Source organism: Pedobacter sp. AC163, from assembly GCF_979258665.1.
Map to the genome: position 1 here is coordinate 3,066,727 of NZ_OZ409872.1, position 13,570 is coordinate 3,080,296.

Annotated in this window: 8 protein-coding genes; 4 read left to right on the forward strand and 4 right to left on the reverse strand. The window is 38.3% G+C overall.

The annotated features are described in order from the left end of the window. Nucleotides 1-7: 7 nt before the first annotated feature. Together ACZZZK_RS13240 and ACZZZK_RS13245 are read right to left on the reverse strand one after the other, a co-directional pair. Entirely contained in the window at nt 8-1,327 is a 1,320-nt protein-coding gene (locus ACZZZK_RS13240; RefSeq protein WP_056850623.1) for a TolC family protein, read from the reverse strand. After that, nucleotides 1,324-1,950 carry a TetR/AcrR family transcriptional regulator gene (locus ACZZZK_RS13245; protein WP_265797212.1) on the reverse strand — a complete coding sequence of 209 codons (627 nt, stop codon included), beginning with the start codon at nt 1,948-1,950 and terminating at the stop codon, nt 1,324-1,326. Before ACZZZK_RS13245 ends, ACZZZK_RS13240 begins: the two co-directional genes overlap by 4 nt. Nucleotides 1,951-2,084: 134 nt before the next feature. Between ACZZZK_RS13245 and ACZZZK_RS13250 the strand changes: the two genes are divergently transcribed. The 3 genes from ACZZZK_RS13250 to ACZZZK_RS13260 all read left to right on the forward strand — a co-directional run bounded on the left by ACZZZK_RS13250 (nt 2,085) and on the right by ACZZZK_RS13260 (nt 5,435). Next, a complete protein-coding gene (locus ACZZZK_RS13250) occupies nt 2,085-4,556 on the forward strand; it encodes a glycoside hydrolase family 9 protein (RefSeq protein ID WP_463484545.1) in 2,472 nt (823 codons plus the stop codon). A gap of 74 nt (nt 4,557-4,630) precedes the next feature. Further along, nucleotides 4,631-4,816: a hypothetical protein gene (locus ACZZZK_RS13255; RefSeq protein WP_056850620.1), complete on the forward strand. Its 186-nt coding sequence runs from the start codon at nt 4,631-4,633 to the stop codon at nt 4,814-4,816. 55 nt (nt 4,817-4,871) lie between these two features. Continuing rightward, the gene (locus ACZZZK_RS13260) at nt 4,872-5,435 is read left to right on the forward strand and encodes a DUF2911 domain-containing protein (protein WP_463484546.1); all 564 of its coding nucleotides are present in this window, start codon (nt 4,872-4,874) and stop codon (nt 5,433-5,435) included. 165 nt (nt 5,436-5,600) lie between these two features. Here the strand turns inward: ACZZZK_RS13260 and ACZZZK_RS13265 are convergent, their stop codons facing one another. Both ACZZZK_RS13265 and ACZZZK_RS13270 read right to left on the reverse strand, forming a co-directional pair. Beyond that, nucleotides 5,601-7,970: a phosphocholine-specific phospholipase C gene (locus tag ACZZZK_RS13265; RefSeq protein ID WP_463484547.1), complete on the reverse strand. Its 2,370-nt coding sequence runs from the start codon at nt 7,968-7,970 to the stop codon at nt 5,601-5,603. A gap of 122 nt (nt 7,971-8,092) precedes the next feature. Beyond that, nucleotides 8,093-9,595, reverse strand: coding sequence for a glycerophosphodiester phosphodiesterase family protein (locus tag ACZZZK_RS13270; RefSeq protein WP_463484548.1), 1,503 nt, complete (start codon nt 9,593-9,595; stop codon nt 8,093-8,095). Nucleotides 9,596-10,127: 532 nt separating this feature from the next. On the opposite strand from ACZZZK_RS13270, the gene ACZZZK_RS13275 reads away from it, so the two are divergent. Continuing rightward, on the forward strand, nt 10,128-13,445 hold the full coding sequence (locus ACZZZK_RS13275) for a DUF4175 family protein (protein WP_463484549.1): 3,318 nt from the start codon (nt 10,128-10,130) through the stop codon (nt 13,443-13,445). Nucleotides 13,446-13,570 lie beyond the last annotated feature (125 nt).

The window sequence follows — 13,570 nt, forward strand, 5'->3', positions numbered from 1 at the left end:
GCTGTATTTATTGCGTTATTTTTCCTGTTGATTTTAGTAAAGTATAGTAAGCCAAACCAGCGTCGGCTTTTGCTATTTCTAAATTTATTTTTGCCTGATATAATAAAGTTTCAGCATCAATTCTATCCGTAACTGAAGCCACATTATTTTTATATTTCGAGGCCAATAATTTGTCATTTTCAGTAGCCTGAGCAATAGAAGTTTCCAACACCTGGATCTTGTTCATTGCTACCTGATAGTTTTGAAAGTTTTTATTAATGTCTGTTTTTACATTGTCCGATAAAATATCTTTCTGGATCGAAATTTCGCTCTGCTGAATTTTAGCTTCGCTCACTTTATTTCTGTTTGTCCATAGGCTACCAATATTCCACGAAACGGTTGCGCCCACAGTTACTGGTAACAAATATTGATTTACCGGAGGGATAAAACTTCCGCTTGGATTGATGTAATACAAATTAGCACCTACACCAACGGTTGGTAAAGTATTGGCTTTAATGGTTTTGATGTTATAATCAGCAACTTTATTCTGAACATCAAGCTGTTTCAACTCCTGGCGATTTGCCATAGCCAGATTAATGTAATCGGCCAGCGAACTTGCTGTTTTCAAACCTGCTGACGGATCTACAATTTTAACTTCGGTATCTTCAGGCAAGCCTAACAAAATATCGAGATTATAGTTAATTACCTTGCGATTGCTTTCTATGTCCATTTGCGTAAGCGTTACATTGGCCTGTTGCAACTGGAATCGCAATACATCGTTTTTAGTCACAATGCCCTGCTCAAAGAACCGTTGCGCCTGTTTAATTTGTGCAGCAATTGATTCTAAATTTTGCTGAACCACTTTTTTGCTTTGCTCAATTTTGTACAGGTTATAGTAAGTGTTAATTACCGCATAAGTGATCTCCTCTTTGCTTTTATCCGCATCCAAACGGGCAACATCGGCTAATAACTTGGTCGATTCTTTTGCGTATTTTAACTTTCCGCCTCCATAAACCAGCTCCTGTACGGCTGCAGTACCTACAAACGCATCGGCTCTGCGTGGTAAATTAAAGGCAGTCGTACCTTCGCCTAAACTAAAAGTATGCGTTGGTATTTCGGCATGGTTATACATAAAGCTGGCATTGGCCGTAGGAAGAACATTGTCTTTTACCACTTCCAATTGCGCTACCGCCTGGTCTATTTTGTTTTGGGAAAGTTTTAGGTTTTTACTATTGGCAATGCCAAGTTCAATAGCTTGATTGATGGTTAACTCCTTTGAGCTTTGAGCAAATAAGGCTGCAGGAATTAATGATGCCGCAAGCATTAATCTAATCGATTTGGGTATCATTTTTTTGATGTTAAATAAACTGTTACAAGGTTTTGCAAATGGGCGACTACTCGCTCTTTAATAATTTTGTTCTCTTTCGGGTTAGATAAGTCGATGGCTTTATCGTTAGAAATTTTATGTGGTGCAATAACAACGTTTGTCAAGGTTCCCATAATAGTTGCAATAATCATCCTTACATCAACATTGCCGAAACTTCCATCCTCAATTCCATCTATAATAATCCTATCAAGGAGCGACATGTTTCTACTCATCGCATTTTTAATCTTATCATACATATCTGGCCGTTGGGTAAGGGAAAGCTCTCTATGCATCATTTTGTGAAATGCTATGTTCGAAAATATTCTGTTTGCATAACCTTCAATCACTTTGTGCAATTTTTCTAAGGACGATATTTTATCTTCATTAATAATCTTTAATTGAGAGGCGAAACCCTCAATGCGATTATTCATTATTTCTATAAAAACTCCTTCTTTCGACCCGAAATAATAATTGATCATTGCCATGTTGGCTCCAGATTCCTTTGAAATCTGCCTGGTTGACGTGCCCTCATATCCTGTTTCGCAAAACAGTTTTTCGGCTGCATCCAGAATGGCTTGTTTTTTATCTACTTTTTCTGTCTTCATCTTTTGATAGCACAAAATTAATCAATCGTTTGATTAACTTCCAAATGAAATACTACTTCTTTTACATTATCTTGATAAAAGCCTAATTTTAAGGCTAGAAAAATTTTGCTATGATGAAAAAGGCTTCTCTATTAATGTTAGTGCTCTTATGTATTCTTTCATTATTCTCCTTTCGGGATAAAAATCCGGAGCAAAGCTGGATCAGGATTAACCTGCTCGGCTATCCGGTAAACGGATCAAAGGTGGCGGTTTGGGCTAGTAAATCCGATCAAACTCCTGCCTTGTTTGAGTTGATAGATGAAAAAACTAAAAAGGTTGTTTACACCTCGCTCAACGTTAAACCATTTGGCGCCTATGGTCCTTTCAAACAAACGGCACGAATTAATTTTTCTGGCTTCAATAAATCAGGGCGGTTTTACATCAAGGCCGATGGCATTTTATCGCCGCTGGTTATTATTAATGATGATGTTTATAAGGGTGCGGCCGATTTTTGTCTTCGTTACATGCGCCAGCAAAGGAGTGGTTTTAACCCCTATTTAAAAGATAGTTGCCATACCCATGATGGTTTTTCGTTATACGGCGCTAAAGCTGGAATAAATGATAGTACCCATTTCGATGCTTCTGGCGGCTGGCATGATGCGAGTGATTACCTCCAATATTCCACCACTTCTGCCAATGCTACATATCATTTACTCATGGCCTATCGGGATTTTCCTGCTGTTTTTACCGATGAAAAACAGGCAAACGGTTTGGATGGAAAAAATGGAAAGGCCGATGTTTTGGACGAGGCAAAATGGGGATTGGATTGGCTGTTGAAAATGCATCCAAAGAAAAAAGTGATGTTTAACCAGTTGGCTGATGATCGTGACCATATTTCGATGAGAATTCCGAAAGAAGATAGCCAATATGGCAAGGGCTTCGAACGACCGTTATATTTCATCAACGGTGAACCGCAGCAACGTGGCAAATTTTTGAATGCCACAACGGGAACAAGTTCTACCGCAGCAAAGTTTGCCAGTGCTTTTAATTTAGGCGCAAAGTTATTCAAGAGTACCGATCAGAAATATTCGGTTCTGCTTGACAGAAAGGGAAACTCTGCACTGAGTTTCGCATTGCAAAAACCGGGCGTTACACAAACTGCATCTGTTAAATCGCCCTATATTTATGCGGAAGACAATTGGGTTGATGATATGGAACTGGCTATGGCTTCAGTTGGCTTCGCAAAGACAGATTCAAAAGCATCTAAGTCGGCCTTAGCTTACGCAGACCAGGAAAAAGTAACACCTTGGTTAGCTAAAGATACCGCAGCACATTATCAATATTATCCCTTCATCAACCTCGGTCATTATGAACTTGCGAAACAACTCACCGGAGCGGAAAGAAAGAAAATTGAAAGCTATTATAAGGAAGGAATCGAGCAAGTTTGGGCTCGGGCAAAAACAAATGCCTTTTATCGGGGCGTCCCTTTTATCTGGTGTAGCAACAATTTAACCGTGGCCTTTGCCATGCAATGTAAATGGTATGAAGAACTAACAGGAGATAATCAGTTTAACGCACTGGAGCAAGCTAACTTCGATTGGATTTTTGGTTGTAATCCATGGGGAACAAGCATGGTTTATGGTTTGCCCAACTGGGGTGATACCCCTGCCGACCCACATTCGGCGTTTACCCATTTAAAAAATTATCCTATCGACGGAGGTTTAGTTGATGGCCCGGTTTACACCAACATCTACAATAGTTTAATTGGCATCAAATTATCAGAGGCTGATGAATACGCCGAATTTCAAAGTGATCTGGCTGTTTACCACGATGATTATGGTGATTACAGCACCAATGAACCCACCATGGATGGTACGGCTTCGTTAATTTACTTGCTGGCGGCAAAAGAAACTCAGGCGAAAACAGCCAGCAAAAAAACCTACAGCTTAGGTGCAAATATTCGTGGAGATTCGACTTTGAAAAAGGTTTCGCTCGTTTTTACAGGTGATGAATTTGCTGATGGCGGAGAGAAAATACTCCAAACACTAAAAGATGAAAATGTAAAAGCATCTTTCTTTCTGACCGGAAATTTTTATAGAAACCCAAGGTTTAAATCACTGATAAAAAGATTAAAGTCGGCCGGGCATTACCTGGGAGCGCATTCAGATAAACATCTGCTTTATTGCGATTGGAAAAATCGCGACAGCCTACTTGTTACCCAAAAACAATTTGATGAAGATCTGGATGCAAATTATGCAGCCATGGCCAGTTTTGGAATTAAGAAGCGGGATGCATCGTACTTTCTTCCTCCATACGAATGGTACAACGAAAAAATAACCAGCTGGACCCGTTTAAAAGGCTTGCAGCTTATCAACTTTACTCCAGGAACCCGATCCAATGCAGATTATACCTTTCCTGAAATGGGCTCAAGTTATCGTACAACAGACGAGATCTATAAATCCATTACCAACTTCAATGAACAAAAAGCCAATGGATTAAACGGATCTTATTTGTTGTTACACATCGGCACTGATGCTAAAAGGAAGGAGAAGTTTTACGACCGCCTGCCCGACTTAATCCGCTATTTGAAAAAAGATGGCTACCAGTTAAGTAGAATTGATAATTAATTATGAATATTGATAATCATTGAAGAACCAAATTTTAAAATAAATATTAACTTTGCCTCCAAATAACAAAAAACATGAGTGTACAAGAAAACAGCAGCAATAATTTCAACTGGTTATATTATGCTTTAGGTTTATTCTTCGGGATTTTAACTGGAGCTGTAATTACGCAGAACTATATTTTCGCATTATTAGGTGGCGTTTTGGGTTTGTTAACTGCAGGCTTATTTTTAAATGCTATAGTAAAAGGCAGAAAATACTAATCCATCCCGAATTAGTTTAACATTCCTTTTTTAACATAACTAACTCATACAGCAAATGAAAAGAATATTCATTGTTGTTTTCGCTCTTTTGTGCTTCGGAGTAAAAGCTCAAGAAACTTCCTCAAATGAGGTTAAGTTTCCGGCGGCAGATCCGAGTCCGGCAGATATAGTTTACTTTCCTTTAAATGCTCCAAAAGCGAAGGATGCCACTAAACCGGTAATCAAAATCGTTTATTCTCGCCCGCAGCGAAAAGGTCGTGATATTTTTGGCGTTTTAGAGCAGTACGGAAAGGTTTGGCGCTTCGGGGCTAATGAAAATACCGAAGTTCAATTCTTCAAAAAAGTAACTATCGGAGGTAAAAAAATAAAAGCTGGCACGTATAGTTTGTTTGCGATTCCAAATAAAGACAGCTGGACAATTATTGTAAACAGCCAAACAGATAAATGGGGCGCTTTTTCTTATGATGAAACCAAGGATGTTGTGCGGACAAATGTACCTGTTAAGGCATTAGCAAAACCAATAGAATACTTTTCGTTAACTTTTATTGCAAAGGAAGGTGGCGCAAATCTAATTATCGGCTGGGATAAAACCCAGGCAGAGCTGCCAATAACGTTTTAGGATAAATATTGATAAAATATCAAAGCCCCGATTAAAATCGGGGCTTTTTTTTAATCCGAACGAAACTTTAGACACTTCATCTTTTTGAGAAACAGATTGCTGCACATCTAAATAAAATAAATATAATTCCTTTCCAAAACACTTAACTCTAAATGGGCGCTGTTTTTACGCATTACCCATATAAGGATCACTTATTGTAATTTCCCCGGTTTCTATCTTGCCTGCATAACGATGTTTAAAAGTCGAATTGCCTGTATTTATGATGCTGAAATCGTACCAATTACCAGTTTTTGAAAGGTTAGATGGCAAATTTGTTGTGGCTTTTGGATTAAGCAAAACAGTTTTGGTGGCAGATTTATATTTGTTATCTAGAATTTGAATGCTTATGGCGCTTGAACTTCTGTTTTCGATAGAAAAAATCAAATTACCGGTTAACTTTTTGCTCACCAGTCCACTTTGTTCAGCCATCGTTTTTACCACTATCTGCGGGTTTTGTTTATTACCTATAAAGTGTCTGTAAAAACCATTCGGACCAGTAATTCTGAAATCGTAAACACCATTATCAAAGTCTTCAATATTAATTTTTTCTGATAATTTATCGCCAGCTTTAACAGCGTAAGCCCAAACTTTGCCTTTAACGCCCTTGAAACTTTCGCTAGTAATCATTGTAAAAGGTACACCAACAGTTTCGGTTTCATTTCCAAAAAGCGATTTTGCAGATTGGAAAGTGAGCTCTACCTCACTGTTTACCAAAGAAGCATCTGCATTTATTTGATAAGGAAGTGCGCAAGCAGGTTTTGTTCCCTGTTCTTGCTTTGGCGCATGTATTGAAGTCTGGCTTGAAAAAGCTTCGAACTTGTTAATCTTAGCAACCTCATTTCTGTTTAAAGCAGTTGGCCCAACTTGTGCCGGTTTATTTTTTGCATTACCAATATTTGCGACTACGGTTTCGCGATTTAATGGTTCTGGCGATTTAATTTCCTCTCCATTGTAGGGCCGAAAAGCCGACGTTAAATCGCCACAAATGTTTCGCCTCCAATCGCTAATATTATTGCTTTTGATGTTTTTTCCTGTCTTTTTACTTAACCACTTCTCCATGAACATTAAAGAAGAGGTATGATCAAAAACCTGCGAATTTACGAATCCGCCTTTGCTCCAGGGTGAAGCAATAACCATGGGCACACGGTAACCCAAGCCAATAGGACTGCCTTTTCTTCCCTCAAAATCTGTTGCATAGTTTATCCCCTCAGATACCTTTCCACTTGATTTATCATCTGGATTCGGCACAACGAATGGGGGTTGATGATCAAAATAACCATCATTTTCATCATATGTTAAAACGAAAATGGTTTTCTTCCACACTGCAGGGTTTTTGGTTAAAATATCCAGCGCTTCGCTTACATACCAGGTTCCATAAAGCGGCGAACTCGTATGATCGGAAAAACGCTGCGGCGCCACCAACCACGAAACTGCCGGAAGTTTTCCGCTATCAACATCTTTTCTAAACTGATGAAAAATATCGCCTTTCGGAATATTTATCGTTTCGGATTTTCCTTCATCGTTAGTGAATGTGAATGGCGCTAATTCCAAATAATCTTTCTCGCTAATGTTTGTTTGGAAAGCCTTATCAATCAGGTTTTTTTCCCGTTGAGATAATTTATCATATTTAGCCTGAACTTCTTCGGGACTTAATGCCGGTGTAACAGTCTTATCGCCATTTTTTCTGAAATAAGCAGAAAGCTTAACATTATGTCTTTTTACATATTCAACAGGGTTATCGCCATAGTTGCCCAGCCAGTCATCAACCTCACCCTCCGGAAGTTTTGAAGTCCAAAGTTCATTTTGATAGATACGCCAATCAACACCGTTATCTTCTAAAGTTTCCTGAAAGGTTGGCCAGTCTACAAAAACATTGTTCTGCGACTCCGCCTGGTCATTATTTACTACTGCCACGCGGTTTGCGCTCTTCTCTCCCCTAATTGTCCCTGTAAAAAAGAATAATCTATTAGGTGTTGTTCCTGTTAAGGATGAACAAAAATGTTGGTCGCAAACAGTAAATGCATCAGCCAAAGCATAATAAAACGGGACATCATTTCGATCGTAGTAAGATAATGTCATCGCCGATTTAACAGGAAACCACTTATCATAACGTCCTCCGTTTCGGGCTGCAACCTGATCGTTCCAGGAGTGAGGTAAACCGCCTTGCCAAGTGATTTTCGTTTTATTGATATCTACGTGAAAAGGCGCATAAGTATAACCTTGACCGTCCTTTTGCAGCCAGACTTTGTTACCATCGGGCTGAATATGCGGATGCGGATCATTAAAGCCCCGTACCCCTTTCATCTTACCAAACATGTGGTCGAAGGAACGGTTTTCCTGCATTAAAAATACGATGTGCTCGGCATCGTAAAAAGTACTACCGGGTTCGGCATTTATTGCCATAGCCTTTAATACCGAGCTGGGCAAGGTGTTAGCCATACCAGTAGCCCCGGCGAACAGTGCCGCCTTTTTTAAGAATTCTCTACGTGAGTCCATAAATTATACAATATAGCTTAGATACTACAAGTTATGAATAAGTAGCGAGTCTGTTAGCAGGTGTCTTAATTCTTGATGTAAAAAACTTGTGAACGGAATTCGTGTAGTTATTACCGAAAACCCTATTTCTGGTAAACCCTCACATAATCCACTTTCATCGTTGCTGGAAAAATAGCATCATCAACTCCGTTTTTTCCTCCCCAATTTCCGCCAACAGCTAAATTCAAAATCACATGAAAGTTTTGATCAAATGGCCAATCGGCAGGACCTTTACCTGTATTTTTAAAGGTTAAATATTTTTGATCATCTACAAAAAATTCAATTCTGTCTTTAAACCACTCTACGGCGTAAATATGATAAGCATTGTAAGGATTTATCTTTACGCCTTTGCCTACCTGAGTTTTAAGTACGTGATTGAATTTCTCAGTGTGTACAGTTCCATAAACACTATCAGGCTCATAACCTACATGCTCCATAATGTCTATTTCACCACTTTTAGGCCAGCCGCCGTATTTCCAATCGGTAGGAAGTGCCCAAATTGCCGGCCACAAACCCCTTCCTTTTGGCAACATCGCCCGCACTTCTACCCTGCCATATTTGAAATTAAATTTATTTTTACTTACCAATCTGGCTGATGTGTATTTATTAGTTTCTTTATCGGCTTTAACTGCAGTGATGTTCAAACTTCCTTTAACATTTTTCGCATTGGCAGTATCAGCCTCGGTATAGTATTGAAGCTCATTATTTCCCCATCCTTTTCCGCCAACATCGTAACCCCAATTTTTGCTTAGCGGCAAGCCTTTGTCATCAAATTCATCTGCCCATTTTAATTTCCAGCCTAATGCAACAGGTGCTTTTTTTATTTCTTCAAAAGTCAATTCTGGCTCGTTTGTAGTTATATAATCGACATTGTGCGCCAATAACCATTGCATTTCTGGCGCAGTGTTCACTGTCCAGGCATTTACTGTTAAGCCTAATTTGTGTGCATTTTCTATCCAGCCATCTTTTTGATAGATGCTATAATGGTAATCAACACCAGTCAATTTGTCTGCCTTCATTTGTTCAGCACTGATTTCTCCTCTCAGGTAAGCTATTTTCGCTTTTGGAAGAACCTCCAGAATGCGTTTGCAATAATCATAGTCGAAACTAATATATTCTGTCCAATCTAAAACCCCTACTTTTTTAACCATATCGATACAGGCATTTGTAAGCTCAATACCACGTTCTTTGCTAACTAGCGATGGTTTTATTTCTAAAATCAATTTGGTTGTTTTTTGTTTCTTACCTTCTTTTAGGTAAGCTTCTAAAGTTGGAATTTTCTCGCCATTGCTCATGGTTTTGGTTAAAAGTTCTTCGTATTTAACCTTCTCGATGGTTAAGCCTTGAAATTCAGCATCGTGATTTACAACAAGCACTTTATCGGCGGTCATCCATACATCGAATTCCGAACCATAACAACCTAACCTTACCGCTTCATTCAGGGATGCGATGGAGTTTTCAGGAAATTTATTTTTTTTCCATGCGCCGCGATGTGCAATCACCTGATTTTTATTCCAGTTAAATTTTTGGGCGAATGAGGTGGTAAAAATAAATACCATGCTTGTTAAAATAAGTGCTCGTTTCATATTTGGGGTGATTGTACAAAAAATCAAAAGTAGATTTTTATTGGAATACCAGTTTAAAATCTATGTAACCTTTGTATTAATTATCCAAGATAAATATTTTTAGATTAATTGTGCCGTTGGCTGAAGCCACGGCAATGAAAAACCACCCCTTCCCCCTCCTTGAAATAAGGAGGGGAGTTGGATTGTGCTATTTTTTATTAATTCAGCTATTTTAGGTAGTGGGTTTAACCTTCAGGCCATTAATAAACCCGATAATTTCGCTGCAGCAGTCCCTATTCCCCTCCTAAATTAGGAGGGGTTGGGGGTGGTTTGATACGGCAAAAGCAATACGCTTTGTTAAATAAACCCGATTGCCGCGAATCCCGATTTTTCATCGGGAGCAGCAAAAAGCGGGACTGAAGACCTCCATGAAACACTAAGCATTGTTTTCCAAACCTTTATTCTATCTTTCAAATAAACAATTTGAAATAAACGCGTTACCTTAACAGGGTTTCTTTTAATTGATGGGAACAATTTTTACATTTACGTTGATATGGTAAGCAATAATTACAACGATTTGTTGAGGAAGATAGATGAGTTTATCCGTAAATTTTATTTAAACAAGATTTTACGTGGTGCCATTTATGCCGCCGCAATATTACTCGGCTTGTATTTGCTTGTTTTCTTAAGTCTATATTATCTAAACCCAACAGCAGGCTTAAAAACTTTTATTTTCTTCGCTTACTTATTACTGGGCTTACTATTGATAGGTTTTTTAATTATAATACCTCTGCTCTCGATGTTGAAATTAGGCAAACATCTGTCTTTCGATGAAGCTTCGGTAATTATTGGAAACCACTTTTCTGATATTAAGGATAAGCTTTTGAATACACTACAACTGCATAAACTTTCCGAAAATTTGCCAGAAAATAATCAGTTAATTATGGCGAGCATCGATCAGAAAATTCTGGAGTTGAAACCCGTACCATTTTATACCGCCGTTCGGATAAATGACAATAGGAAATACTTGAAATACCTGTTCGTTCCGCTTTCTATTATTCTATTGATTGCCCTGATTGCACCTGCCATTCTTCGCGAGGGAACCAATAGTTTCTTCAAATATGATGAATACATTGCTCCGAAAGCCCCGTTTAGCTTCACTGTTTTAAACAAAAATCTAGCTGTTACGCAGGGCGATGATGTAACGATAAATTTGAAATTGGCTGGTGATGAATTGCCTGCCGAAGTATATGTTGAAGATGGAAAAAACACTTATAAACTTGAGAAGGATAACATCAGCAAGTTTAATTACAACATTAAAAACATTCAGAGTGATAAAAAACTGATTTTTAAAGGCGGCGGATTTAGTTCCGCAACATTTACAGTTAGCGTTAAGCCTCGTCCGGAGTTATTGAATGCATCGGCAACTTTAAATTATCCATCTTACTTAGGTAAAAAACCTGAGGTGATTGCTAACGTTGGCGATATCCTTCTACCCGAAGGGACGCGTGTGACCTGGAGTTTCAAAACCGGCCAAAGCAATTCGCTGCTATTTACGCTAAATGGTAAAGAAATTGTATTGAAGGTGGATGATGACAAATCAGCATTTAATGCCACGATCCGCAATAATTCAAAATATAGCATTAGCCCAAAAAATGATTTTGTAACGCTTTCGGATTCTCTATCGCATCAAATTACGGTAATTAAAGATCAATCTCCAGCTATTCAAATTCAGGAGAAGCCCGATTCAATTAGCAACAAAGCCATCTATTTCAGTGGACAGGTTACGGATGATTATGGCTTTAGCAGATTGAGTTTTAAGTATAACATTCGTGAAAATAATAAGGTAATTAGTACGGTCAGCAAAAATATCCCCATCAAAACCAACATAACTGAAAATAGATTTTTCTTCTTCTGGGATTTAAAAGCAGCCTTGGCAAAGCCTGGCCAAGAAATAGAATATTATTTTGAAGTCGCTGATAATGATGGCGTTAATGGCTCAAAAATTACGCGTTCGGAGATTAAAACATTTAAACAGCCTACAAAAAAAGAAACAGCTGAGCAAGTAAGCGCTAACAGCCAGGCGCTAAAGCAAAAAGTACAATCGGCTATTCGTTTAGCCAATACCGTCGAAAAAGAGAGTAAAAAAGTTGCCGAAAGCTTAATTGATAAAAAGCAGATCTCATTTGAAGATAAAAAGCAAATTGAGGCTTTGCTGGATAAACAAAAACAACTGGATGAGGCGGTAAAACAAATTAAAGCGCAAAACGATAAAAATATTCAGCAGCAGGAAGACCAATTGCAAACAGAAGAGCTTTTGGAGAAGCAAAAGCAAATTAAGGATTTGTTTGACCATGTATTGGATGAAAAGACAAAGGAACTTTTGCAGAAGCTTCAAAACCTGATGAATGAGAAAAATAAAGACCAAACGCAAAATGAACTTTCAAAGATGCAATTGGACAATAAAACGCTCAAAAATGAACTCGACAGAATTTTAGAACTTTACAAGCAGCTAGAATTTGAGCAAAACTTGCAAAACGACATCGATCGTTTAAATGAATTGGCTAAAGATCAAAAGGCCCTTAGCAAAGAAACGGCTGATAAAAAGCAGGATAACGAATCGCTTAAACAAAAGCAGGATGCCTTGAATAAGGAAATGAAAGATTTAAAGGATGATTTGAAGAAACTGGAAGACAAAAATCAGTCGTTAGAAAAACCTAATCCCTTCGAAAACCCAGAAAAAGAGCTGCAGGATATTGAAAAAGATCAACAAGATAGTAAGGATGCGCTTAATAAAAAAGATTCGAAAGGAGCTAGTCATAAGCAACAAAAAGCTGGTGAGCAGATGGAAAAACTTTCGAAAAAAATGAGCGAAATGCAGCAGCAAGGTGAGGAAATGGAAAACAACCTGAATGCGAAAGAGTTGCGTAAGCTCCTTGAAAACTTGCTGAATACTTCTTTTGAGCAGGAAAAGGTGATGTTAACGTTAAAAAAAATGACTTCAGCTGATCCATCCTATATTGGCAACGTTCAAAAGCAACGCAGCATTAAAGATAACCTTAAAACGATTGCCGATAGTTTATATGCTTTGAGTAAACGTGTTCCTCAAATTGAATCGACGGTGAACGAAGAAATGAATAAGATTAACTTCAACCTCGATAAAAGTTTGGAAAGTCTTGGCGAGCGAAGAACTCCAGAGGCCAATCGTTACCAGCAGTATACCATGACATCAATTAACAATTTGAGTTTGATGTTGAGTGAGGCTTTGAATCAATTGCAGAACATGCAAAAAAACGCGAAGCCTGGAAGTGGCAAAAAACAGAAACAAGGTATTAAGCAGCTCTCGCAAATGCAGGAGCAGCTGAATAAAAGTATGCAAAAGGCTCGTGAGCAGATGCAAAAATCTGGTGGCAACCAAGGCAAGGTGGGCAAAGGCGAAATGAGTCAGGAGTTTGGAAAAATGGCACAGCAGCAGCATATGATTCGCCAGGCTTTGGAAAAAATCAACCGTGAAGAAAATAAAAATGGTTCGGGTAAAATGGGCAATCTTAATGAGGCCATTAAGGAGATGAAGCAAACAGAAAGCGACTTGGTGAATAAGCGTTTACAGCAAGAAACCTTAAATAGACAGAAAGAGTTATTAACTAAGCTTTTAGAGGCAGAAAAAGCAGAACGCGACCAGGAAGAAGATTCAAAACGAGAGAGTAAAGCTGCCAAGGAATTTCCACCATCTTACCAAAAAATGGTTGATGACTTTAAAAAGCAACAACAAAATGGAAACGATATGTTGCAGAAATTGCCTCCTGGCTTGAATTACTATTATAAAAATAAAATCGCCGAATATTTAAAATCTTTGAATATGGTAAGGTAGGATAAATCTATTCTTAATGTTGAATCATTTCAGCATGGATATCCAACTAATAACTGAAATGAATTCAGTATGACGGCCACATGCATAACTTCTACTGTCCCCTAACTTTTATTTCTTAAATTTGC